The following is a 24142-nucleotide window of genomic DNA, read 5'->3' on the forward strand; positions in this document are numbered from 1 at the left end:
TACTGCCTTCCATCGCCACATAACAAAAGCCCCGAACCGATACGCTCGGTTACGGGACTTTTGTTTTTTAATGATCAAGCTAGAAAAATTAGGCGAGTGCTTCCTTCAATTCGTCCGGGGAAGCGTTCCACCATTCTTCATTATGGGTAATCAGCAATTTCTTGAGTGCTGCGCGATCTTCAGGGCCAAGTTCATCCAACATGAAACGGCGCTTCATCGCATAATCCATTCGATTCACATGATCCGCCAGCAGTTTCCATCCACGTCTCGCTTCTGTATCGATCCACATCTCACATGCGGTTGCCCCGCCATACAGCTGTCCCTGCTCTGTACGATCCACAGCGACCCATACCAGCCATACCTGACGTCCGTTAGGTACATCTTCACGATTGGTTGAAAACTTGATGCCACGCTCCACCTTGCTCTTTGCGTGCATCGCACCGACGTCAATCTTCGCTTCGCCGTTATCAATAATAACGGGGGACAGGTTGTTCAAATCAATGGAGCCTGCACCGAATCCTTTGTGTTTGCTCTTTGCACTAACGATATTCAAGGCAATCTGTTTTTTGCCGTTTTGCTCGTTTTGGTCCATTTTATAGCCTCCAAGGGTTGATACAAATATTTTAACTAATAATCGTCCCATTGCAAACATATACATGCTGTAGATGCTTGTCAACGGGAGGTATTTATCGATGATTCCACGACGCGCCAAGAGCTGGCTCACCGCAATTATAGCCCTATGTGTACTTACCGGAGGAATATGGCTCGCTCTGGGTTCCACACGCTCCAATCCATCCGAATTGCCTACGCTCGCACCGGAATCGGGCAAGCCCCCGGCTCCCGTCAATAACCAGACACCTCCAGAAAGCGTACAGACCCCAACCGCTGAGGTATTCAGCAATCGTGTAGTGGAATATCACATGGATGTGAAGCTGGTAGACGGGAATGTGCTACAAGGCACCCAGACATTAACCTGGACACATCCAGGAAAGAAAACCGTCAGTGAGCTTTATTTTCACATGTATCCCAATGCGTTCTCTTCTGCCGACACCACCTTTATGAAGGAATCCGGCGGGAAACTTCGCGGTGATACTATGCCTACAAACGGTTATGGCTCCATGAACATTACAGATATGAAAACAGAGGACGGGCTCTCTCTCTTGCACCGAATGCAGTATGTGCAACCGGATGACGGAAATATAAAGGATACTACGCTCATTAAGGTACGACTGCCCAAACCTGTCAAAGGCGGCGAAAGTATCACGCTCCACACCCGATTTGAGGTCAAGCTGCCGAAAATCTTTGCCCGTATGGGGACGGCGGACCATTTTGTGATGGCAGGTCAATGGTTCCCCAAGCTTAGTGTATATGAACCAGCAGGCACCCGAGGACGGACTGCCGAAGGCTGGAACCTGCATCAGTATCACGGCAATTCGGAGTTCTACTCTGATTTTGGCATCTATAGTGTTCGTATCCGGGTACCGGAAACATACAAAGTGGCTGCTACCGGATTTCCAACCCAGCAAGCTGTGGTGAAAAACGGGGAGAAAATCTATCAGTTCTATGCCGATGATGTACACGACTTTGCATGGTCAGCCTCTCCTGATTTTGTGTATGCAGAAGAGCCGTTCTCTGCTCCCAATGTGCCAGGTGTACGAATCAAGCTGTACCTCGACCCTGCTCACCAGGATTTGAAGAAACGGTACTTCTACGCAGCCAAAGCAGCGCTATCCAATTACAGCAAGTGGTTTGGCCCTTATCCGTACTCTACCCTTTCCATCGTGGTCCCGCCAAAATCGGGAAATGGTGCAGGCGGCATGGAATACCCCACGCTGGTTACCGCTTTCGGCGCAGATGATTCCGCTCCTGGTTACGATCTGGAACGCACGGTCGTGCACGAAATTGGGCATCAGTATTTTTACGGCATGGTTGCCAGTAATGAATTTGAAGAGGCTTGGCTTGACGAAGGATTCACTTCTTATGCAGAAGACAAACTGATGGAACAGGAATACGGACTGATCCCTAATCTGCCTGTGCAATCAGGTCTTATCATCTCTCCGGCTTCACTAACACAGGAGGCTTGGAAGTTTGATTCCCAGAATCATTACGCTGCCAATGTGTACACTCGGGGTAAGCTTGTATTGCTTGGGATTGAACAGCAGGTTGGTGCAAAAACAATGGAACGCATTCTCTCGACCTATGTGAAGAAGTATCGTTTCAAACACCCTACCTCTTCTGATTTCCAAAACGTCGTGGAGCAAGTGACGCGTACATCCTGGACCGACTATTTTAATCAGTATGTGTACGGGGACGGCATGGCCGATTTTGCAGTGGAGAAGATTACCGTGAACCCCGTCTCGAAAGACGGTCAAACGTTGTATGAGTCTTCCGTTACGTTGCAGAAAAAAGGCAGTGATTATACAAAGGTACCTGTTCGAATCGTGTTCGAGGATGGGAAGATCATGACCAAGGAATGGGATGGTAGCGACAAACGCATTACTTACAAACTAACCTATTCTTCTCCCGTGTCCTGGGCTATGACAGATCCGCTGTACACGATTGTACTGGAGAATCGGCATATGAACAATTTTCTGAAAGCCGGACTGGATGAGCCAACCAAATCCCGCTGGAGCATGAGCGCAACCAAACTTATAGAGGCCATATTCGGAAGTCTGTCATGGTGAGGTGGATACAATGAAAGCAAAAATACGTGAAGGCTGGTTTCTCGTCCGTCAGCATATGTTCATTGCAGCTCTCTTATTTATCTATCAACTAATATGGGGATACTTCCTCTATCAAATGGTACAGTCGGCTGTGGTCCCTTTGCTCCTGCGTTATCCGGAGCCTGATGTTGGAGAGTTAAGCACGATGTTATTCAAAATGGAGAGCCAGCTCAGCCTGTCAACGAGTCCGGAGGTTCATCGCTATCTTTGGATTCTGGGGGCCATGTTGCTGCTGAGAATGCTCATTAGCCCTCTCATTCAGGCAGGTCTGCTCTATTCGCTCCAGCATTTTAATCATTCAGAAGAACGCGTTCCATTCATGCGCGGAATTAAACATCTTTGGAAACCGATGCTGTTGCTGTACACCATTCGCACAATATTACTGCTGCTGCCTGCCTACTGGCTCGTACCCAAACTGTACTCCATTTTTATGGACGGCTTTCATTCATTACATCTGCTCTTGCCCGGCATTCCCTACGTGGCTGGCTGGATTATATACGGGTGGGTTATCCATTATGCCCTGCTCTATATGCAGTTTGGTATCTCAGCTCCTGACGAGGAAGGCGGAGTCCGCGGCACCTTACATGCTGTATGGATAGCACTACGTCATGTCATCGCTCTAAGCGGTATCGCTATTCTTCTGGGCGGACTCCATCTGCTGGTCTTTGGAGCCTTTACTTCTGCCTCATGGTTAGTAACCGGTTTAACCGGTCTTATACTACAACAGACGTATCCACTCGCCAGATGTCTGCTCAGTCTATGGAAAATATGTGCGCACTTCCGATTATGGCAGTCCAAGACGGTCAAAGGTTAGTATGAACGGTTAAAAATGATTAACCTCTCTATGTAAAGGCTACATTCGCCAAATGTTGCTACATAAGCAAACCTCGACCTTTCCCCGTCAAAGGTCGAGGTTTTTTTTGCTAAATTTATTGCTAAACGTTGCCAAACTGATATACCTCTGTTACAATAATCGCAGTGAGTTTTTAGTAACAACTTTGTAATCTTTACCTTCATATTTGTAACTACTTAAAATTTAATCGTCATTTCTTGATTTCACAGGTGCATAACTAGCATAGCCAAATTCCTAGCACCTGGGAAGCGGGGGAACCAGTTATGGGTGAATTGATCTTGCAACAGAGGGATCATAGGGGACCTTCAACCGAATCCTTAAGCTAACCTCGCAGGCATTGGAAGGGGTATATCTCTTGTTTAAAAAGAAATTAACCGCAGCTGTTCTCAGCCTTACATTCGCATTATCGCTTGGAGCGAGCAGCGCATTCGCAGATTCAAAAATGGACCAAGTCATTGATTCAGCAATGGGAACTACATACAAAAGCGGGGGAACAACGCTTAACGGCTTTGATTGCTCTGGGTTCACAAGTTATGTATTCGACAAGCTGGGCATTGATCTGGCTCGCCAATCCAGTTCCCAATTCGACATGGGTGACTCGGTATCCCGTATGGAAATGAGACCAGGCGATCTGGTATTCTTCAATACAACGGGTAAAGGGGTTTCGCACGTAGGGATCTTCGTAGGAGATGGAAAGTTTGCACACTCCTCTTCTTCTAAGGGAGTAACAATCAGCGCTTTGAGTGAAAGCTACTGGGCCAACCGCTATGTTGGCGCTAAACGGATTATGAGCACGGACGCATATGAGACTTTGGCCATCGACTAGGGACAAGCTGAGCAACGTCATGCTGTAACCATAACACTACTGTAACGAAGCATAATAGAACCGTCTGGTACATTCTCCGCAGGAATGTATCCGGCGGTTTTTTTGTGCTTTGTTTCCTTCAAAAGTATTCGGGATAAGCTATCAAACCTAACCTTTACTTTATTATAGAGCTATTTTGTATTGCTTCGTCCGCGCTCTTATAATGTTTTTACCCATCCCACTCTAATATAAACGAATTTACCAGAACTTTTGTTTCAATTTTTTTCAAAAACGAGGACTTGCCAAATGAACGCCTCTTTTGTAGAGTGAAAACAAGCTTAGCTATGGAATGACATATCTATATGGACAAATTCAAAATCATTATAGCTTGTTCACAATGAGAGGAGCGTGCAGTTGTATGGATGAAGCCTCTGTGACGTTTCACGTTGTGCCCATGCAAGAAGAACATGCGGAGCAAATCTGTGATTGGCAGTATGACCCGCCTTATAATATTTATAGCTGGCTGCCCTGGGAGCAGATGAAAGCACTGGAAGTTGAATTTGGGGATGCCCAGCTGCGGAAGGAACAGTATGCGGCGGTGCTGGGAGAGGATCATCAGGTCTGCGGGTTCGCTCAGTACTTCCCACTTGAGGGTGTCACCCGCATTGGGCTTGGTATGCATCCCGGACGTTGTGGCCAGGGCCAGGGGACGGCTTTTGTATCGGCCATTGTACAGGAGGCGATTCGCCGAAATCCTCTGAACGAAATTGATTTGGAAGTGTTAACCTGGAACGACCGGGCTATTCGTGTCTATCAAAAGGCTGGATTTGTCACGAAGGATACATACGAGCGACAGACACCAAGTGGATTGAAACCTTTTTATTGCATGGTCTATGAAGGTCCTCGGGGATAAATAAATCATAAAATGGCACTAAAAAGTCCCCGGTTATGTGATTAGTTCAAAAAATTACCACAAAATGCTATGATGTCACTACAGGTTCCGTTATAATGATATGGATAGTTTCAGGTTAGATGATCTTCATTCTGGAGGGGACATAAGGGATGCACAAATGGATCATGAGCGGGGTATTTTTTGCAGCGTGCGCTTTAGCTATTGTACTAATGTTTACGCTTCCAGGAAAAGAGGAAGTGGCAGAAGAAGCGAAACCAACCATGCCGGAAGTTACAATGGATGCAGGACAGGCTGAGACATTGGTCAAAGCAAACTGTATTACCTGCCACGGTGATCAGCTTCAAGGGGGCATGGGCCCTAGTCTGCAGAAGATTGGAAGCCAGGACGATGTGGAAAAGATTTATACCACCATTGTCAAAGGTAAAAGCGGCGGTATGCCTTCGTTCAAAGACAAGTTGAAGGATGAAGAAATCGCGAATGTTGCGATGTGGCTGGCTGAGAAGAAATAAGGCAAGAAGGTCAAGGCGAATCAATGAGGTCAGATTACACGCGTGTTAAAGCGAGGGACACCAACCGTCCTCCGCTCTACACGCATGCTCTAAGCCACCATGGCTCTGGACGCACCACGTAGTCGATCCTATTCCAGTGTTGCTGAGTTTATCAATTGTTCATACTGAGAAGAGGCTCTTATTCCCCCTGCCGGGAGAGTAAGAGCCTCTTGGTCATATTCACGTGTAAACGCCATAAGGTGCTCCTCTGGTAAGAAACCTGTGCCATCGTTACCCCGGTTCGCATAAGCGATCCCGATACGGCCGTCTATAGCACGTCCTAAAGCGTCATACACTACGGCGTCTTTGCCTGCTGCTCAGCCAGGAAAGCCTCCACTTCACGTGCGGACGGCATCCCGGACTGGGCGCCGAGCTTCGTCACGGACAACGCGGCCGCGCCCATGGCGAAGCCTACAGCCGCGTCGAGTGTCTCTCCGCGCGCGAGGGCTACCGCCAGCGCGCCGTTGAAGCAATCGCCCGCGCCGGTCGTATCGACGGCGCTTACGGCGTAGCCGGGCGCACGGCACGCGCCGGCGCGCCCTGCCTGTACGCGGCCGCCAGGTGCCGCCGCGTACACAGCCCCCTCGGGGCCGAGCGTCGTGACGACAGCGGCCCCGAGGGATGCGGCGAGCTCTGCGACCGCCGCATCCACGTCTTCCGGCCGGAGTTCATCCCGGCCGGTGAGCACGGCGAGCTCGCTGCGGTTCGGCGTGACAACGTCGACGCACCGCAGCAGCTCCTGGGGCAGCCCCGGCACCGCAGGCGCTGGGTTGAGCACCACCAGTGCGCTGCCTTCAGCCGCCAGTTGGGCGGCGCGGGTGACCGCAGGCAGCGGGATCTCCAGCTGCAGCAGCACCGCTGCCGCTGCAGTCAGGCTTTTTACCGTATCCGCTTCCTCCAGCATGGCAGGTTCAAGTCGCCCATTCGCTCCGGGAATGACGATAATCCGATTATCTCCTTTGGAGAGCCAGATGGAGGCCGTACCAGTGATGGTATCATCCAGTATACGAACCTGCGAGGCATCTGCTCCGCTCTCAGCCAGACTGTGTAACAGACGTTCACCAAAAGCATCCGAACCTACCGCTCCCACCATCGTTGTCTGTCCGCCCAGTCGTGCTGCGGCAACGGCTTGATTGGCGCCTTTCCCACCAGCCAGATAGTGCAGTTCCTCCCCGCTTACCGTCTCCCCCTCTTCGGGAATGATATCGGTTTTCACCACAAGATCCATATTCAGGCTGCCTACGACAGCAATAAGAGGTTTGTTCTGATTATCGTCTGACATGGTTGCTTCACTCATTTCCGGTAGTACGTTAATAACCGATCCCGGTTATTCCGACCTCATTTTCTCAAATGCCTCGTTATATTGCTCTGCTTCTTTAATGTCTACAGATGTTATACCGCCTTCATCCCATGATGTGAGACGCAGCGTGACTGTTGTATAGTCAATCGTAATAAAAGGGTGATGATTGAATGCTTCCGAAATCGCTGCGACCTCGTCCACAAAAGCAATCCCCTTCATGAAGTTGGAAAATACGAACTTGCGGACAATCCACCGTCCCTCTTCCAGTTCCCAGCCTTCCAGCCTCCCCAGATGAGCTTCGACTTCCTCTTGCGAAAAAACCATACGTTATCTTCCTCCCCATATGATGGCTCATCACAGACACCTGCCGTGCTGCCACCGAAACCTTTGGCGCTATCACAGCAACCCAACGCATAGGTCAACCGCCCTGCGGCTCGCCCGTTTCATGACTATCATCTTACCACGGACAAGCCCCAAAATCCAATATAACGAATGGCATTGGGCCCAATAGCCGCAAGGCTTTAGGGGATTCAAGCGCCTGATTTTTCAAGTCAAATAACGAAGGTCATCTACTAAATCAGCGGCACAAATGTCAGCTCTTCTTCCCCAATCAAAATATTAATCCGGTGTTGATTCTTGTCGTGAATAACCACGCCACCTCCTACCGGTATAAGGGACTCGGTTCCCAGCGCATAGAACAGATCTTCCGCTAACGCTTCATCTACTTCAAGTTGCTCCCTCTCCCCCAGACGCGACCATTCCTCCGCATCCATTTCAAAGAAAACGTAGCGGTCCGGTATTCTCCCTATGGCCTCTGTCAAATCTGTCAATATTCCTTCATAATCCCGTCCATGCTTTACGCCCATTGGCTTTTCACTCCTGTTCGGCCCCTTCGGAGCGGATCTGATCTTATTATACCTGAAAATAACCCTTAAAAAAAAAGACCTTCTGGTCGATAAATACTATACATGACCGTTTTAACTGTTTCAGCATCTAAAGGGGATGCCTAACGTTTAGCGGATTGCGGCGTAACGTTCGTCCGGAAGCCCGAATAGAGCCGCTTGAAAGGATTCAATTTTATCTCATGGATGAGGTGTATGATGGAAATTTCAACGATTATCGGACTAGTTTTGGGGCTGGTTTCACTTGTACTGGGTATGTTCCTAAAAGGCGCACCCCTGATCAACCTGGTTAACAACCCGGCAGCCTACGTTATTATCTTTGTTGGTACGGCAGGAACCATTTTCATGGCATTTCCTATGTCTGAAGTTAAGAAAATCCCCAAGCTCTTTGGGATTCTTTTCAAAAAGCAGCAACTGATTGACCGTGTTTCACTGATCGGCACATTTATGGATTGGGCTTCCACTACCCGACGTGAAGGTTTGCTGGCACTGGAGTCAAAAGTAGAAGAGATTGATGATCAATTCCTACGTGGCGGAATGCGTATGATCATTGACGGCAACGACCAGGAATTTGTAAGTGATGTATTAATGGAAGATATTCATGCCACAGAAGAACGCCATCGCGGCGGCGCCTTGATCTTCGCCCAAGCAGGGATGTACGCACCAACGCTCGGGGTACTCGGAGCCGTTGTAGGTCTGATTGCGGCACTTGCCGACCTTAGTGACATGGAGAAACTATCCCACGCCATTGCGGCGGCATTTATCGCTACACTCCTTGGTATCTTTAGTGGTTACGTGTTGTGGCATCCCATGTCCAACAAACTGAAGCGGATGTCCAAGAAAGAAATGGAGATCAAGCTGATGATGGTTGAAGGATTGTTATCGATACAATCCGGAGTATCCACTATTGCCATCAACCAAAAACTATCTGTATTCCTGACACCTTCCGAACGTAGACAGCTGGAAGAGAAGGAGGGATCATCAGGTGAAAAAGGCTAAAAAACACGAACCTCATGAAGAACATATAGACGAGAGCTGGTTGCTTCCTTATTCCGACTTGATGACGTTGCTGCTTGCTCTGTTTATCACATTATTCTCTATGAGCTCCATAGATGCAGCAAAATTCGAAGAGATGTCCCAGGCGCTTAGCAGTGCATTGAATGGTGGTTCGGGTGTCCTAGATCATTCTTCCATGAACCCTACGCAATCAAGTACAGATCTAGGCAAAAGTAAAAAGGAACCGCAGGAAATCACCAAGAATACACCAGCTCAGATTACCGATGCCCAGATGGCCAAGAAAGAACAGGAAGATCTGGAGAAGCTCAAGAAGCGCTTAGACCAATATATCAATAAAAACGGATTATCGGATCAGCTTAATACCAAGCTGAATCAATCAGAGCTCAAGATCACCATCAGTGATAATGCCCTGTTCTCCTCAGGACGGGCTGATGTTAAGCCGGAGTCACGCTCACTGGCTAAAGCTATCTCCAGCATGTTGCAGGAATTCCCGGAATACGAAGTGGTTGTATCTGGTCATACGGATAATGTTCCCATTTCGAACAGCCAATATAAGGACAACTGGGATTTAAGTGCCGATCGGGCACTGAATTTCCTCAAAATTCTTCTGTTGAATGATTCACTGGACCCTGCAAAATTTACACCTAGCGGTTATGGAGAGTATCATCCAGTCGCCAGCAACCAAACGAATGCCGGAAGAGCTCAGAACCGCCGGGTTGAAGTTTCAATTATCCGGAAGTATCAAAGTAATAACCCGTCTGTAAAATCAGTCGGACAAGGTAATTAAGGACTAAATGCAGCAAGCAAATGTACATGCCACTCTCTTTCATCGAAGAAGAGTGGCTTTTTTCTGTCTGCTGATATTAAAAGCGCTGCTTCCCCTTAGAGGAAAGCAGCGCTTTGATAGCCATCTTTTATTCTAGCGTATAATCCAGCAGACCGCCCAATTCCGATTTTTCTGCAGGCGTTAGTTCTCTCCAATGACCTGTAGCCTGTTCGCCAAGATGAATGTTCATAATTCGAATCCGCTTCAACTTCCGAACCTCGTAGCCAAACGCACTGCACATCCGGCGAATTTGACGGTTTTTCCCTTCGGTTAAGATTATCCGGAACACTCGCTCGGATATCCGAGTCACCGTACAAGGCAGCGTCATTTCGCCAAGGATCTTGACTCCTGTACTCATGCCTTTCAGGAAACTTGGCGTTACGGCACGGTCTACGGTAACAATATATTCTTTCTCATGGCGCCCTTCCGCCCTTAGAATTCGATTGACGATATCGCCATCGTTGGTCATCAGAATCAAACCTTCTGAATCCTTATCCAGACGACCAATCGGAAAGATTCGTTCCTTGTGCCCTACAAAATCAACAATGTTCCCTTGAATATGCCGCTCGGTTGTACTGGTTATACCAACCGGTTTATTGAGTGCAATGTATACATGTTTTCTTTTTTCTTTAATAGGCTGGCCATTAATTCGAACATCATCGCCATCTTCCGCCTGACTGCCCAGCTCGGCCTGCACTCCATTAATCGTTACTTTCCCGCTTTCCACCAATCTGTCGGCTTCACGACGGGAACAATAACCGGTTTCACTGATAAATTTATTAATACGCAAAAGGAGATCTCACCTCATCTAGTTCTCTTCGTCTGTAAGTTCGTTTTCCGCCTTATTTTCTTCCTCTGTACTCTCCGGTTGCTGCTTGGAAGCAGGCAGGTCGATAATGACGGTCGTTCCCTTGTTCATGACGCTTTTAATATCCATCATGCCCTTATGTGATTGAATAATGCGCTGGCTGACCATCAGGCCAAGTCCGGTTCCCGATTCCTTGCTCGTAAAGAACGGTTCTCCCAGCTTGGGCATCATCTCTTCAGGAATCCCGGTTCCTTCATCCTTGATTTCAATCCGCACCCGACTCGTCTTTTCATCATGATGGAGTTTAATGCGAATATTGCCTCCGTCTGGCATGGCCTCCATCCCATTCTTCAGCAAATTGATGAAAACCTGCTTCAACTGATTCTCTTCACAGTGTACCATAGCCGAATCGGATGAAGCACTTAGTACAAATTCCACACCATGCAGATGTGCCTGGCTGTCCAGCAGTGATATGACATCACCTAGAATGAAGCGAATATCCCGCTCCTGAAAATGAACCGCCTGCGGTTTGGCCAGGATCAAAAATTCACCCACAATAAGATTAATTCGATCCAATTCAGACAACATCAAATCCAAATGGCGATGATTAAGCTTGTTCGTTTCCTGTTGAAGTTGAAGGAACCCTCGCAGGGTTGTGAGTGGATTACGTATTTCATGTGCAACCCCAGCTGCCAGCTGGCCTACCGTCGTGAGCTTCTCTGAACGTCTGAGCAGCTCCTCCATTCGGTTACGACTTGTAATGTCTCTGGACACACTAATCAGCGCAGTAATCTCGCCTGCTTCATCTCTGACCGGTGCTGTACTCACGCTGACTTCGACGCGGCTGCCATCCTTCTTCATCCATGTTGTCTCATTGGATGTAATCGACATCCCCTCAATCAGCTGAGCATGCTGCACTTTCATTTCCTCTTCAGAGCCAGGAGGAATAATCTTCAATTGGCGGCCTTCAACTTCACGGCTGCGCCAGCCATATAACTGCTCAAAGGCCCGGTTGACCCGCAGCACGTTCCCATCCAGATCGGTAATATGAATGGCATCCGCCGTTTGGTTAATGATCGATTCCAGATGCTCTTTTACGGCCCGATTTTCTTCATACATCTGTTTCAAGCGATTCGTATAATGACCCAAATTGCGAATCATGGCATTAATGCGATTAGCTAATTGACCCAGTTCATCTTTCCTTCTCACTTTCAGACGGAAATCAAAATGTCCGTCAGCCACGTCGTTCACTTTGCCCAGAATTAATTGAATGGGGCGAGTAATATATCCTGCAAGCAAATAGCTGCCAAAGATCACGATCTCAAGCAACACAAGGGATATGGAGGCATGGCTGACCAATTGTTCCGACACCATCGAGGATATTTGCTTATAATCCATGACAATACTAATGACATAGGACGATTCATTCGGGGTGAATATCGGAATGAAACTTTTAAGAACCTTCTGATCATGAGTTTCACTGACAAAAGATACATTCTGTCCGGTACGAATCGCCCGTACGACTGCCTTATGGTCCTCTTCTGCCGCACCATATTGGTACGTACCGAAACGAATGGGTCTGTTGTTCAACTTGCTATGGTTTGTATCCCTTCCGTCATTATTCATTGTTGGACTACCAAAGGTCAGTGGATTAATGCCTGTGATCTCCAGAATGGAAGAATTAACTTCACGAATCTTGTTCAGAATCTCGTCTGGACCAGAGATCTTCACATAGTCATCAACAGCAGCATTGTTATAGAAGGGATTAATTATGTAATTCCTCTTCCCATCATGATAGTATCCCCAGATATCAATATCTGACGGACTTGATGTCGAATATTCAAATCCATCCGACCAAAAATGGTCAAATGTCTGCCCCTGTGATATAGTAACCTGATGTTTTTCAAACAGCTGTTTAAATGCCTGATACCAATACGTCATAGACTTTGTAGACAATCCGATCTCCCTTGGATCGGAAGAACGTGTAACAACGATATCATCGTCTGTCTGCTCCATCAAAGAAATATGGGAGACCCCAACCTTTTCGCTCATGCGAACCAGATCTTCATTTGTGATATTATTAATATCCGGGTCCAGTTCTGCTGCCGCCATGATTGATGCCAGCCACAGGTTGTTCCCAATCTGCCGTTTTACATATTCCGAACTGGATTGGCTTTGTTCGACAGCAATTGCAATTTGCTTGGCCGTAAGCACCATTTTGTTCTCGCTGTCCTGCCTTAGATTCTCTTCTGTAGTATAATAACTCAGAGCTATATTCAGAACCAAAATGACGAGCACTGAGCACGACATAATCATGGATAATTTCGTTTTAATAGACAACTTTTTCGTTCACCTCTCGGCTTGTACCCTCTGGCGATATATGGCAAAACCTATATCCATCATAACTGTTGTATCTCTATTTGAAAAGGATAATCGACCCTTGTCCAAAAGTTACCGCTTGGCTGAAAAGCGCGAAATTAATTGTATTTTGTCTTTTTGATGCCTTGAATGGGAATAACCGCTAAAAACTATACACAAATCCACAGGCATGTGGATAGTATGTTCATAACTCTGTGAGCAACTCGGTACTTATCCACAGACTTATACACAGTATGTTAACAAACGAATGTTTGTTCGCCGTACAAAAGTGCTTTTTGGAAGGAGTTTTAATAGTAATGAAAGACGACGCTCTTCACCCTGATCTTTCGCATCTCCCGGTACAGTCTCAACACGAATACTGGATGCGAGAAGCGATCGCCGAGGCACACAAAGCCGAAGCTCTTGGGGAAGTACCCATTGGGGCAGTAATTGTTCAACATAATCGCATTATTGGTCGTGGATATAATCTGCGTGAGACGACACTCGATTCCACAGCTCATGCTGAAATGGTTGCCATTCGGCAGGCCAGTGAAGCGATCGGGGCATGGCGATTGTTGGATTGCAGTTTGTACGTCACTTTGGAGCCCTGCCCCATGTGTGCAGGTGCCATTGTGCAATCTAGAGTGCCTATTGTTATATATGGTACAGCTGATCCCAAGGCTGGATGTGCAGGAACATTAATGAATCTGCTGCAGGAACCTCGTTTTAATCACCGAACCGAAGTCGTTGCTGATATTCTGCAACTGGAGTGCTCCAGTATGCTGACTCAATTCTTCCGGCGTTTACGAAAAAAATAAACCTTAACATCCATTAAGAAAGGGAGTGCATTCATGCCGCTCACACTATATGATACACCCAAAGGAATAAGTCTTAGGTTACTTACTTTACAAGATACGGAAGCGTATCTTGCTCTTATTCAAACCACTCGCCTTCCCTATCAATCCGTGGAACCTATTCGAGATGATGAGTTCTACACGCTTCATGCACAAACCAGACGTATTCAGGATAGAATGCAGGCAGCCGAGGATGGAACCGGTTATCAATTCGGGATTTTCACTATCGATGATGGCCTTCTGATTGGCCAGGTTAGCCTGAATAATGTCGTTCATGGCGTGGCCAATTATACAGACATGGGGTACTTTATACATCCAGACTATCAGGGCGGTGGACGGATGACTGCAGCCGTCAAGCTTGCTGTATCCTACGCTTTCCGTGCTTTGAAGTTAAATCGTGTTCAGGCAGCCATCCTGTTATCCAATACGGGTTCGAAACGGGTTCTGGAGAAAAACGGGTTCCAAGCGGAGGGTATCGCTCGTAAATACCTCAAGATTAATGGAGAGTATCAGGATCATCAGATATACGCTGTGCTGGCCGAGGACTTGGGTGAATCTTTGCAGTAAATGCACAGTAATTGAACAGACTATGGAAAACATACAAAGAGCCGCTCAACCCTAAGGTCGAGCGGCTCTTTGATTTAACTAATGAATCGGAGAACTTAGTATCCGTAAGATGCATTCATCAGTTCTTCAAACTTATCCATTGTAATTACGTTTTCACCAGTAGGGATATTGATTTTGAAAGCTGGCTTCTCGTTAATTTTGGTGTATGTGTTTGAACCCGTGAATGCAAGTTTAATTTCATCTTTGGTATCCGGTTGTTTGATCAACATATCAGCAACCATTTTTTGATATACCGGGAAGTCCTTTTTATCCAATGCGAAATCAATGTGGAACTGATTAATGGTCAGGGTGTCTTTCAGTTTGTCGAGATCCTTAGCCATTTCAGCTTGATCCGCTTCAGAGATCTTCAGATCCTCTTTGGCTTGATTGATATCTTCCTGACTCATTTGCAACATGTCACGATATTCTTCTTTAGAGATAATATCCAGCACTTTTGGCAATGCTTTGGTTACCAGAACAGTAACTGCTTCTTTCACATTGTCATTGTTGACCGAAAATTGTACCACCTGTTTGGCATCCACACCTTCAGGAAGCTGTGCATCCTTCACATCCAGGTTTTTAAAGAATTTATCCTGATCATACTCGCCCAGAACAGCATCCATGACTTCATTGCTCAGCTTTTGTGTCTTCGCTGCATCCATAGCATCCGGGTTCCATTCGGTTCCTTCTTGTTCAGCCAGTTCTTTCAGATCCAGCTCCAGGAACTTACCAACAACCGTTTCTGGGATTGGGAAGAATGGAATACTTGGTACCTTAACATATAATTTCTCAGCGGTCATAACCATTGGAATATTAAATGTCATCCCCATATCACCCTTGAGTTCAATGCCTACCGTCATTTCGGTTTGCATTGGCTCGTTTTGGTATACACCAGTTACATTCAACTGGGCATCCTTCAGCATGTTCATAAACTGAGACATCGTTGGATCCTGTTGTGATTCGTCTGCAGGTTTATAGCTCAATTCATTAATTGTGAAATTGGAACTCATCTCATACGAAGTCAGTTTGGAAGCATTGGCTGCCGCCGTCTTCAATGCCTCTTTTGGTTCTTGCTTGCTGCTACATGCTGTCAGTGCCAAAGATACGGTTAACAGCAACGTAAGAAGAAGCGCCCCCATACGTTTAGTCATTTGTTTCTCTCCTCTCGTGATAACCCCAAAAAAATAGTTCAACATCAATGATATACCATTTATTCTGAAACGGAAACACGATTTGGGAAATTTGTGATCTTTGCTCTCTAAATTGGCTACAAAGACCTATGTAAGCATGAGAAATCAATGGATTCCACCTTTAAATAATGTATGAACGCGCAAAAACCCCGGTATGTTAACCGGAGTTGTTGGCTATGGTTATGCATATTATATGTGCAAAGGGATTGTATCTTTTCCAGGTTACCCTTGAGGATTGTTATGATCCACATGGTTCTGGTTTTTCACCTTTTTGGAGCCTGACAACGGTTCCTGCATGGAAGAATGCTTCTCAGGTTTTCGATGCTGTTCAGCGGCCTGAGCTTCAGGCACAGGTGTTGTTTTGGGTTTGCTCATGTCGTTTCCCCCTCTTCATTGGATTTAGGAATGGGATGGATCCATATCTTCCGTTTTATCGTGATTCAGGGAATCCTGATGTCGACGATCATTCGCATCCTGCTGAATCTGCTGCGCATGATGACTATTCACAGCTGTCTGACCCAGATCAGCGACTACATTTTGCAGGTTTTTGTCTGTTCCGTCTTTTGCTTTGCTCACTTATAACCACTCCTTTGACATTAACCTATTGTCTTGTTTTGGATTGTAACGACTGGGCGCATTCATGAATGTGCCTTGTATAATCCTGAGCCAATTCCTGAATCGGTTCTGTACGCTCATCTGTCGTTTGTCCATCCCGTTCCACATCAATCAGTTGCACACTGACTTCACGAGAGTCCACATAAGCACACTTGAAATCAAAAGAATACATCTGGTGTCCGGCTGTTGCAATGTGAATTCGAATAGCCTGCTGATCAGCCTCGTCTGCCATTACCTGAGCTCGATCTCCGACATTTAACACTTCAGGCAATCTCTCTTGCCAAGCATCTACAAGCTCCGTCTGATCTATGTTTAATTCGCGGTTCATCTTACCACCTCCACTCCTATAAAGTGCGGCGATTCGGTTATTTTTATGCATCATGTAGCCAACGTTGTATTCGATTATGTCTCATCTGTAAAATGCAAAAAAGGACCCGAGCTTATCGCTCGAATCCTTATCATTATTGTAGTATGGCGGAGAGGGTGGGATTCGAACCCACGTGGGCTTGCACCCTAACGGTTTTCAAGACCGCCCCGTTATGACCGCTTCGGTACCTCTCCAGGATATTAACTTTTATAAACTTGCCACGAAAATGATCATACCATAATTATATACCAAAAAGCAACCCTTTATATCATTTTAAAATTCTTTCATCTAAAAAAATTGCTGCTTATTGTGGTAACTGTAAAAAACATCTGGCCTGACCACCACTATTCTTGTCCAGAATTGGTTCTGACCTTCCCTTTATAATCGAATTTAGACTTTTCCATGATGAGGTAGTGAATGACCACGGTTATAAACAACAAAAAAACGTCTCCTTGTCCAAACGGAACGTTCTGCTCTTCCATTTGTCAGGAGACGGTTTTTTCATTCATTTCTCTTAGGAACGACGCGTAATCACACTTACTCCGCCCATGTAAGAACGCAGCGCTTCAGGGATCACTACGGTTCCATCTTCTTGTTGGTAGTTCTCCAGTATAGCTGCAACAGTTCGTCCTACTGCCAGTCCTGAACCATTCAACGTATGAACAAATTCTGGTTTGGATTTGGGTTCTCTGCGGAAACGGATATTAGCCCGACGTGCTTGGAAATCCTCACAGTTGGAGCAAGACGAAATTTCACGATACGTATTGCTTTCAGGCAACCAGACCTCAATATCATACGTTTTTGCAGACGTGAAGCCCATATCTGCTGTACACAACGTCAAAACACGGTAAGGTAGACCCAGTAGTTGAAGAACACGTTCCGCATTTTGTGTCATGTTCTCCAATTCCTCATACGAAGTTTCAGGAGAAGACAGTTTCAACAATTCCACCTTATTGAACTGGTGTTGACGGATCAAACCACGTGTATCCCGTCCAGCAGAACCAGCTTCGGATCTGAAACAAGAGCTGTACGCCACAAAATGTTTAGGCAGTTGATCGGCATTGAGAATCTCTTCGCGATGATAGTTCGTTACCGGAACTTCAGCCGTAGGAATCAGATAATACTCCGTATCTTTCAGCTTAAACAGATCCTCCTCGAATTTAGGCAATTGACCTGTACCAAACAAGCTGTCACGGTTAACGATATACGGAGGCAGAATCTCTTCATACCCATGCTGATCGCTGTGCAGATCCATCATAAAGTTGATCAAGGCACGTTCCAGACGTGCGCCCATTCCTTTATAGAACGTAAAACGGGAACCTGTTACTTTTGCAGCTGCTTCAAAATCAAGAATATCGAGATCTTGGGCGATTTCCCAGTGTGCTTTTGGTGTAAATGAAAATGACTTGGGCTCCTCCCAACGACGAATCTCCACATTATCTTCTTCGGAAGCACCAACAGGTACACTCTCATTAGGGATGTTTGGAATTGCCATGGTCAGATCATTAATCTTCACTTCCAGCTCGCGAACTTCTTCGTCCATTGCTTTGATCCGATCCGAAACTTCACGCATCTCAACGATCAGCTCGTCCGCATTTTCTCCACTCTTTTTAAGTTTCGCGACTTCCCCGGACACAGTATTCCGGCGATTTTTCAGATTTTCACTCTCTTGAAGCAATTCCCGACGTTTGGCATCCATTTCCGAGAATCCAGTGATTAAATCCAGCGATTTGCCACGTTTCGTCAACGCTTCTTCAACACGTGCGTACTCATTCCGCAATATTTTCACATCAAGCACTACATACCCCTCCTAAATAACACCACAAAGTGAAACGTTCTTATTAAAACAACCCAATACCTTTGCAGGTTCGTATTCCTTCATCATTCCTCAATGGTAAAAAAATAACCTATGAAGCTCCGGTGGTACCCTACGCTGCGATTCCCGCTTTGGAAGCAGATACGGGCAACATCAGGTATCCGACCAGATAGCCCAACCCAGTAAGCCTGTGAGCCTCTGGAGGACTGATCCGGTTCACCGGCAGATCATAGGTTGTATATCAATCACGATTGGTTTTATACAGACTGTTTATACGACCTGGCCATGTCTACAAAGTAAGCATGCAGTCGATAATCATCTGTCAGTTCAGGATGATAGGAGCAAGCCAGCAAATGCCCTTGGCGAGCAGTAACGATCTCATCCTTGTAAGTGGAAAGAACCTCTACATCGTCCCCTACACTTTCGATTAGGGGTGCTCGAATGAATACAGCCCTAACCATTTCCTCGATACCTTTTACCGGGAGATCCGTTTCAAAGCTTTCTCTTTGCCGTCCAAATGCATTTCTGGATACGGTCATATCCATCAGCTCCAGATGAGCATCCTCTTGTCCTGCGATACGCTTAGCCATAACAATCAAACCAGCACAGGTACCGAATACCGGTTTACCCTCAGCAGCGAATGCACGAATAGCATCCATGAAGCCATATTTACGCATCAGTTTGCCAATCGTGGTACTCTCACCGCCTGGAAGGATCAGACCATCCAGTTCCTCTAGCTGCTGAACCTGTTTGATCGCCAATCCTTCTGCTCCAGCCCGTTCGATACTGCGAATATGCTCAGTTACAGCCCCTTGAAGAGCTAAAACGCCGATCTTCATTTGCAAGTCTCCTTCTCTTACCAGCCGCGATCCTGCATGCGCTCGGAAGGTGAAAGTTTGGAAATCTCAATGCCTTTCATCGGTGCTCCAAGGTTTTTGGACACTTCAGCAATTAATTTGTAATCCGTATAATGTGTAGTCGCTTCTACAATGGCACGTGCAAATTTCTCAGGGCTGTCCGATTTGAAAATCCCTGAACCTACAAATACGCCATCAGCGCCCAAGTGCATCATAAGTGCAGCATCAGCCGGAGTAGCCACGCCACCAGCGGCGAAATTTACTACAGGCAGCTTGCCGTTCTCATGTACATCAAGCAAAAGCTCATAAGCTACGCCAAGGTTTTTCGCTTCAGCATACAATTCGTCTTTGGACATATTGGTAACTTTACGAATTTGGCTGTTAATAAAACGCATATGACGAACCGCTTCAACAATGTTTCCTGTTCCCGGCTCACCTTTCGTACGAATCATGGAAGCTCCTTCGCCAATCCGGCGCAATGCTTCACCCAAATCTTTGGCACCACATACAAACGGTACAGTGAACTCATGCTTGTCAATATGGAACACTTCATCGGCGGGAGTCAGCACTTCACTCTCATCCAGGTAATCCACGCCCAGGGATTCCAATACCTTGGCTTCAACATAATGTCCGATCCGTGCTTTGGCCATAACGGGAATGGTTACAACTTTCATCACTTCTTCGACAATGGTTGGATCAGCCATACGGGCTACTCCACCTGCTGCACGAATATCAGAAGGAACACGCTCCAGAGCCATAACTGCTGTTGCACCTGCTGCTTCAGCAATTTTAGCTTGCTCGGCATTCATAACATCCATAATGACGCCGCCTTTTTGCATTTCAGCCATACCTCTTTTAACGCGCGATGTTCCCGTTTCCATCTTCCTATCCCCCCGTAATGTATGTGTCGTTCTCATCTCTGAAAAGGTGAATAACCTGCCTTGCCAGGCCGGAGAACAATAAACTATTTAACTGAATCATACGTAGAATTCTAACTTGATATTTTACCGGAAAAATTGTAAATATACAATCCACCCGGTCGGAATTACTTGTATTTTGTCAGTGATCTAACCCAACTATATTAAAAGTATCATAATACTCTGACCACTGTTGGTCTCTTGCCTATTAAAACAGGTTTTTGATACCGTCAAACAGATCAACGAAAAAGTCTTTGACTGCACGGAAGAAGAGACGGAACCAACCGCCTTTTTCTGCTTCTTCTGCGGTGATAAGGTTAACGGTTTTCTCCTGAGGTTCAATTCCCTCGGCTTTATACGTATAAGTAACCGTACCCACTTTGGTTCCAGCCTTGATTGGAGCAACCAGCTTATCCACTGCAGTTACATTGGCTTTAAAAGTCACGTTCAGGTTTTGAGTACCCTTGGGTACAACAAAACTCACTGCATTGTCAGTGACTACAGGCACTGTGGTTTCCTTCCCTTTTTTCAAAGGTACATTTTCCCAGCCCGTGACTTTGGTTTTGGCGGCAACCGCCTGTTTCACTTCAAAATTATTGAACCCAAAGTCCAATACTTTCTTCGTTTCTCTGAAACGCGCAGACTCCGAATCGGTACCCATAACCACACTGATCAGACGCATGCCATTACGTTCAGCAGTACCTGTAAAGTTATTCCCTGCGTTCGTGGTGTGACCTGTTTTCATCCCGTCCAGACCTTCATAGGCATAGCTTTTGAAGTTGGTTATATTTTTATTCGCTTCCAGCATCCAGTTATAGTTAACAATTGGAGCCTTATCATTGGGACGGAATTTGTAGGATTGAATCGTTGTAAAATCTTTGTAGTCCGGGTGGTCCATGATGATATATCTGCACAAAATGGCCGCATCCCGTGCTGACATAACGATTTCTTTATCTTCAGTTGGGCGGAAATCCGCAGGCATATCTGCACGATCCAGTCCTGTGGAGTTAATAAAGTAGCTATCTTTCATTCCCATACGCTTCGCTTCATCATTCATCATTTTCACAAAAGCTTGTTCGGAACCAGCGATGTGTTCAGCCAAAGCCACAGTGGCATCGTTGGCTGATCCTACAGCCATGGCGATGTATAGTTCCTTAATAGTATGCTGATCACCTTCTGCAAGGAAAATGCGTGAGCCTTCACTTTGCGCTGCGTTCTTTTTAACTGTAACAACATCATCCCAGCTAAATTTCCCTTGTTTGACTTGCTCAGCCACAATGTACTCGGTCATCATTTTAGTCATACTAGCAGGCGGCATAGCTTTATCAGCATTAACATTGAGTAGAATCTGACCCGTTGAAGCCTCCATCAGTATGGCTGACTTAACCTCGAGTCCCAGTGAGTCCACTGAAGGAATGTCCACGGCTTTTTCAGCCTTTTTTGTTGTAGCCGCAGCAGTCAGTACCTGGCCGGAGTCGTTAGCAGCAGCCATAACCGGCATTACCGCAGACATGCAGAGCATATTGATCAGCATAACCGAGGCTACGCTTTTTTTGAGCATTTGACGCTTTTTCTTATTCATTTGTTTAGCTTTCAATGATAATACTCCCTTCGGTCCGAAGCTTTTTATACTAAGCTTCAGTGCAGCTTGAGCTGCAATATTTTCGTCTTCCCTAACAAGTGGAGATGATGTGTGAGATGTGAAATATATGCGCTTTATCGAAAGAGCAATAACATTGCTCCTGAAGTTCAATATCGATTGTCACTTAATTAGCATTGTGTAGAATGCTTATGTAAAAGGACGTCCGCGCTTCTTTTTAGCTGGGCAACCTTTTCTGTAAGGTAAAACGGATTGTAATTAGCAGTTTCATAGATCCACGTCAAAAAACCGCCGCAACGCCCTAATCCATTAAAGGATCATTACCGCTTGTTCTATTCTATCACAGGGGTATCCGCAAAAAAAGACAGGCCTGGCGAAAATCGCCCAGCCTGTCCTGGAAATTATTTACACAATTCAGATTACAACGAGTAGTTAGGGGCTTCTTTCGTAATCTGTACATCATGCGGATGACTTTCACGAAGTCCCGCACCTGTAATACGAATAAACTGTGTGTTGTTACGAAGCTGCTCCAAATTGCTTGTACCGCAGTATCCCATACCTGAACGCAGACCACCAATCAACTGGTGAATAGTATCAGATAATGGACCTTTGTAAGCAACGCGACCCTCAATTCCTTCCGGAACCAGTTTCTTGTCATCATCCTGGAAGTAACGATCTTTACTTCCTTGTTTCATCGCCGCCATCGAACCCATACCGCGGTACACTTTGTAGCTACGTCCTTGGAAGATTTCCGTTTCTCCCGGACTTTCTGCCGTACCTGCAAACAAGCTTCCCAGCATAACTGCATGAGCGCCTGCAGCAAGAGCCTTGGTAATTTCACCAGAGTACTTGATGCCACCATCAGCAATGATTGGTACACCATATTCACGTGCTACATTTGCACAATCATATACTGCTGTTACTTGTGGAACACCGATACCTGCAATTACACGAGTTGTACAAATGGAGCCTGGACCAATTCCTACTTTGACAACCGATGCTCCTGCTTCAATCAGTTCACGGGTTGCATCACCTGTAGCAACGTTACCTGCAACAATCGTCAGGTTCGGGAAACGCTCACGCAGCTGACGAACCGCATCAATGATGTTAATGTGATGTCCGTGTGCCGAGTCTACCGTAATCAGATCAACGCCAGCTTGGACCAAAGCATCAGCACGTTCGAAGGTATCTTTGGAAATACCAATTGCTGCACCAACCAACAAACGTCCTTGTGCATCTTTGGCTGCGTTAGGGAATTGAATTGCTTTTTCGATATCTTTAATGGTAATGAGACCTTTCAATGTGTTGGACTCATCTACTAATGGAAGTTTCTCGATTTTATGCTTTTGCAGGATGCCTTCTGCTTCTTGCAATGTAGTCCCTACAGGCGCAGTAACCAAATTCTCACGAGTCATGACTTCGCTGATTTTAATGGAGAAGTCGTGGATGAAACGCAAGTCACGATTGGTCAGGATACCCACTAGCTTCTGGTCTCCATCAACAATTGGCACACCGGAAATGCGATACTTCGCCATAACGGATTCAGCATCAGACACCAAATGTTCCGCTGTCAATGAGAACGGATTGGTAATAACGCCACTCTCTGAACGCTTAACCCGATCCACTTCTTCCGCTTGCTGCTCAACAGACATATTTTTATGGATGATACCAATACCGCCTTCACGAGCAATCGCAATAGCCAATGTCGCTTCGGTAACAGTATCCATACCAGCACTGATCAAAGGGATATTCAGTTTTACGCTGTCACTCAAACGAACAGATACGTCCACTTCTTTAGGCAGTGTCTCGGATTTCCGTGGCACCAGCAGTACATCGTCGAAGGTAAAACCTTCCTTACCAAATTTATCTTCCCACACGCGGGTGTTCCTCCTTATGTTTGCTCAGCTTTACGGTCCAAAACCCGAAGATCCCAGGCTGTATTTTATGCCGAAAATACGTTTTCTGAAAAATTTATTATTGCCATCTTAGCAAAGCGTTATTTAGACTGTCAAGGGAAAGTCCCTGGTTATATCAGGTGTGTTGTCTGATGCATACAACTGTATTTCATGAGCGGACAAGTTCCTAGTATATATCAAAAACACCACCTCAAACGGGTGGTGTTTATCTATGGTAATTCAGTTAGAACACTGTATTCAAAGTTATCTATACTTCCTTATAAACAAATAAAAACCACCACCGAATAACATCGGCAGTGGTTCTTTGCTTGGCGGCGTCCTACTCTCCCAGGACCCTGCGGTCCAAGTACC

The 24142-nt window shown here is 46.2% G+C and carries 24 protein-coding genes, 1 tRNA gene and 1 riboswitch; of the genes, 9 read left to right on the forward strand and 16 right to left on the reverse strand.

Annotated elements, in window-relative coordinates; translation table 11 throughout:
- Positions 1-88: 88 nt before the first annotated feature.
- Positions 89-592 carry a YwhD family protein gene (locus tag ACFTRD_RS31920; protein WP_062329637.1) on the reverse strand — a complete coding sequence of 168 codons (504 nt, stop codon included), beginning with the start codon at positions 590-592 and terminating at the stop codon, positions 89-91.
- A gap of 100 nt (positions 593-692) precedes the next feature.
- On the opposite strand from ACFTRD_RS31920, the gene ACFTRD_RS31925 reads away from it, so the two are divergent.
- The 5 genes from ACFTRD_RS31925 (at position 693) to ACFTRD_RS31945 (ending at position 5803) form a co-directional block, all read left to right on the forward strand.
- The gene (locus tag ACFTRD_RS31925; protein ID WP_379386975.1) at positions 693-2684 is read left to right on the forward strand and encodes a M1 family metallopeptidase; all 1992 of its coding nucleotides are present in this window, start codon (positions 693-695) and stop codon (positions 2682-2684) included.
- Between the two features lie 10 nt (positions 2685-2694).
- Positions 2695-3537, forward strand: a complete 843-nt coding sequence (locus tag ACFTRD_RS31930; RefSeq protein WP_379386977.1) for a hypothetical protein — start codon at positions 2695-2697, stop codon at positions 3535-3537.
- A 253-nt stretch (positions 3538-3790) separates the two neighbouring features.
- Positions 3791-3928, forward strand: a riboswitch (cyclic di-AMP (ydaO/yuaA leader).
- 3 nt (positions 3929-3931) lie between these two features.
- A complete protein-coding gene (locus tag ACFTRD_RS31935) occupies positions 3932-4402 on the forward strand; it encodes a C40 family peptidase (RefSeq protein ID WP_379386979.1) in 471 nt (156 codons plus the stop codon).
- 397 nt (positions 4403-4799) lie between these two features.
- On the forward strand, positions 4800-5294 hold the full coding sequence (locus ACFTRD_RS31940; RefSeq protein WP_379386981.1) for a GNAT family N-acetyltransferase: 495 nt from the start codon (positions 4800-4802) through the stop codon (positions 5292-5294).
- A 149-nt stretch (positions 5295-5443) separates the two neighbouring features.
- Complete coding sequence (locus tag ACFTRD_RS31945; RefSeq protein WP_192272313.1) at positions 5444-5803, forward strand: c-type cytochrome; 360 nt, start codon at positions 5444-5446, stop codon at positions 5801-5803.
- Positions 5804-6137: 334 nt separating this feature from the next.
- On the opposite strand, the gene rbsK is transcribed toward ACFTRD_RS31945, so the two are convergent.
- The 3 genes from rbsK to ACFTRD_RS31960 form a co-directional block, all read right to left on the reverse strand.
- Positions 6138-7124: a ribokinase gene (gene rbsK, locus ACFTRD_RS31950; protein ID WP_379386984.1), complete on the reverse strand. Its 987-nt coding sequence runs from the start codon at positions 7122-7124 to the stop codon at positions 6138-6140.
- Positions 7125-7169: 45 nt separating this feature from the next.
- Positions 7170-7466 (reverse strand): 4a-hydroxytetrahydrobiopterin dehydratase, encoded by a 297-nt coding sequence (locus ACFTRD_RS31955; protein ID WP_192272309.1) that lies wholly within the window; start codon positions 7464-7466, stop codon positions 7170-7172.
- A 248-nt stretch (positions 7467-7714) separates the two neighbouring features.
- Positions 7715-8008 (reverse strand): hypothetical protein, encoded by a 294-nt coding sequence (locus ACFTRD_RS31960; RefSeq protein WP_379386986.1) that lies wholly within the window; start codon positions 8006-8008, stop codon positions 7715-7717.
- 234 nt (positions 8009-8242) lie between these two features.
- Here ACFTRD_RS31960 and motA point away from each other — a divergent pair, with 234 nt between their 5' ends.
- Together motA and motB are read left to right on the forward strand one after the other, a co-directional pair.
- Complete coding sequence (gene motA / locus ACFTRD_RS31965; RefSeq protein ID WP_192273033.1) at positions 8243-9043, forward strand: flagellar motor stator protein MotA; 801 nt, start codon at positions 8243-8245, stop codon at positions 9041-9043.
- Positions 9030-9848, forward strand: coding sequence for a flagellar motor protein MotB (gene motB, locus ACFTRD_RS31970; protein ID WP_192272307.1), 819 nt, complete (start codon positions 9030-9032; stop codon positions 9846-9848). Before motA ends, motB begins: the two co-directional genes overlap by 14 nt.
- A 127-nt stretch (positions 9849-9975) precedes the next feature.
- Here motB and rluF read toward each other — a convergent pair whose 3' ends face one another.
- Entirely contained in the window at positions 9976-10677 is a 702-nt protein-coding gene (gene rluF, locus ACFTRD_RS31975) for a 23S rRNA pseudouridine(2604) synthase RluF (RefSeq protein WP_192272305.1), read from the reverse strand.
- An 18-nt stretch (positions 10678-10695) separates the two neighbouring features.
- A complete protein-coding gene (locus ACFTRD_RS31980) occupies positions 10696-13035 on the reverse strand; it encodes an ATP-binding protein (RefSeq protein WP_379386990.1) in 2340 nt (779 codons plus the stop codon).
- A gap of 335 nt (positions 13036-13370) precedes the next feature.
- Here ACFTRD_RS31980 and tadA point away from each other — a divergent pair, with 335 nt between their 5' ends.
- Both tadA and ACFTRD_RS31990 read left to right on the forward strand, forming a co-directional pair.
- The gene (gene tadA / locus ACFTRD_RS31985; protein ID WP_192272301.1) at positions 13371-13871 is read left to right on the forward strand and encodes a tRNA adenosine(34) deaminase TadA; all 501 of its coding nucleotides are present in this window, start codon (positions 13371-13373) and stop codon (positions 13869-13871) included.
- 33 nt (positions 13872-13904) lie between these two features.
- Entirely contained in the window at positions 13905-14474 is a 570-nt protein-coding gene (locus tag ACFTRD_RS31990; RefSeq protein ID WP_379386992.1) for a GNAT family N-acetyltransferase, read from the forward strand.
- 95 nt (positions 14475-14569) lie between these two features.
- Here ACFTRD_RS31990 and ACFTRD_RS31995 read toward each other — a convergent pair whose 3' ends face one another.
- From ACFTRD_RS31995 to guaB, 10 genes are all read right to left on the reverse strand, one after another.
- Complete coding sequence (locus ACFTRD_RS31995; protein ID WP_192272297.1) at positions 14570-15664, reverse strand: hypothetical protein; 1095 nt, start codon at positions 15662-15664, stop codon at positions 14570-14572.
- Between the two features lie 261 nt (positions 15665-15925).
- The gene (locus tag ACFTRD_RS32000) at positions 15926-16078 is read right to left on the reverse strand and encodes a small acid-soluble spore protein P (RefSeq protein ID WP_024628810.1); all 153 of its coding nucleotides are present in this window, start codon (positions 16076-16078) and stop codon (positions 15926-15928) included.
- A 24-nt stretch (positions 16079-16102) separates the two neighbouring features.
- Positions 16103-16279 (reverse strand): hypothetical protein, encoded by a 177-nt coding sequence (locus ACFTRD_RS32005; protein WP_192272293.1) that lies wholly within the window; start codon positions 16277-16279, stop codon positions 16103-16105.
- Positions 16280-16304: 25 nt separating this feature from the next.
- Entirely contained in the window at positions 16305-16646 is a 342-nt protein-coding gene (locus ACFTRD_RS32010; protein ID WP_379386996.1) for a hypothetical protein, read from the reverse strand.
- Between the two features lie 144 nt (positions 16647-16790).
- A tRNA-Ser gene (locus ACFTRD_RS32015) sits at positions 16791-16879 on the reverse strand.
- A gap of 320 nt (positions 16880-17199) precedes the next feature.
- The gene (gene serS / locus ACFTRD_RS32020) at positions 17200-18483 is read right to left on the reverse strand and encodes a serine--tRNA ligase (protein WP_379386998.1); all 1284 of its coding nucleotides are present in this window, start codon (positions 18481-18483) and stop codon (positions 17200-17202) included.
- 275 nt (positions 18484-18758) lie between these two features.
- Positions 18759-19340 (reverse strand): pyridoxal 5'-phosphate synthase glutaminase subunit PdxT, encoded by a 582-nt coding sequence (gene pdxT / locus ACFTRD_RS32025; protein ID WP_379387000.1) that lies wholly within the window; start codon positions 19338-19340, stop codon positions 18759-18761.
- Between the two features lie 17 nt (positions 19341-19357).
- Entirely contained in the window at positions 19358-20239 is an 882-nt protein-coding gene (pdxS, locus tag ACFTRD_RS32030; RefSeq protein ID WP_056698065.1) for a pyridoxal 5'-phosphate synthase lyase subunit PdxS, read from the reverse strand.
- Between the two features lie 244 nt (positions 20240-20483).
- Positions 20484-21872, reverse strand: a complete 1389-nt coding sequence (locus tag ACFTRD_RS32035; protein WP_379387003.1) for a D-alanyl-D-alanine carboxypeptidase family protein — start codon at positions 21870-21872, stop codon at positions 20484-20486.
- Between the two features lie 422 nt (positions 21873-22294).
- A complete protein-coding gene (gene guaB, locus ACFTRD_RS32040) occupies positions 22295-23752 on the reverse strand; it encodes an IMP dehydrogenase (RefSeq protein WP_192272285.1) in 1458 nt (485 codons plus the stop codon).
- Positions 23753-24142: the final 390 nt, after the last annotated feature.

The organism is Paenibacillus sp. NPDC056933 (genome assembly GCF_042674385.1).
Classification (GTDB): domain Bacteria; phylum Bacillota; class Bacilli; order Paenibacillales; family Paenibacillaceae; genus Paenibacillus.

Bases quoted from the DNA above. Each gene is read 5' to 3' on its own strand.
- ACFTRD_RS31920 (WP_062329637.1), bottom strand. From the start codon at position 592: ATGGACCAAAACGAGCAAAACGGCAAAAAACAGATTGCCTTGAATATC.
- ACFTRD_RS31925 (WP_379386975.1), top strand. From the start codon at position 693: ATGATTCCACGACGCGCCAAGAGCTGGCTCACCGCAATTATAGCCCTA.
- ACFTRD_RS31930 (WP_379386977.1), top strand. From the start codon at position 2,695: ATGAAAGCAAAAATACGTGAAGGCTGGTTTCTCGTCCGTCAGCATATG.
- ACFTRD_RS31940 (WP_379386981.1), top strand. From the start codon at position 4,800: ATGGATGAAGCCTCTGTGACGTTTCACGTTGTGCCCATGCAAGAAGAA.
- ACFTRD_RS31945 (WP_192272313.1), top strand. From the start codon at position 5,444: ATGCACAAATGGATCATGAGCGGGGTATTTTTTGCAGCGTGCGCTTTA.
- rbsK (WP_379386984.1), bottom strand. From the start codon at position 7,124: ATGTCAGACGATAATCAGAACAAACCTCTTATTGCTGTCGTAGGCAGC.
- ACFTRD_RS31955 (WP_192272309.1), bottom strand. From the start codon at position 7,466: ATGGTTTTTTCGCAAGAGGAAGTCGAAGCTCATCTGGGGAGGCTGGAA.
- ACFTRD_RS31960 (WP_379386986.1), bottom strand. From the start codon at position 8,008: ATGGGCGTAAAGCATGGACGGGATTATGAAGGAATATTGACAGATTTG.
- motA (WP_192273033.1), top strand. From the start codon at position 8,243: ATGGAAATTTCAACGATTATCGGACTAGTTTTGGGGCTGGTTTCACTT.
- tadA (WP_192272301.1), top strand. From the start codon at position 13,371: ATGAAAGACGACGCTCTTCACCCTGATCTTTCGCATCTCCCGGTACAG.
- ACFTRD_RS31990 (WP_379386992.1), top strand. From the start codon at position 13,905: ATGCCGCTCACACTATATGATACACCCAAAGGAATAAGTCTTAGGTTA.
- ACFTRD_RS31995 (WP_192272297.1), bottom strand. From the start codon at position 15,664: ATGACTAAACGTATGGGGGCGCTTCTTCTTACGTTGCTGTTAACCGTA.
- ACFTRD_RS32000 (WP_024628810.1), bottom strand. From the start codon at position 16,078: ATGAGCAAACCCAAAACAACACCTGTGCCTGAAGCTCAGGCCGCTGAA.
- ACFTRD_RS32010 (WP_379386996.1), bottom strand. From the start codon at position 16,646: ATGAACCGCGAATTAAACATAGATCAGACGGAGCTTGTAGATGCTTGG.
- pdxT (WP_379387000.1), bottom strand. From the start codon at position 19,340: ATGAAGATCGGCGTTTTAGCTCTTCAAGGGGCTGTAACTGAGCATATT.
- pdxS (WP_056698065.1), bottom strand. From the start codon at position 20,239: ATGGAAACGGGAACATCGCGCGTTAAAAGAGGTATGGCTGAAATGCAA.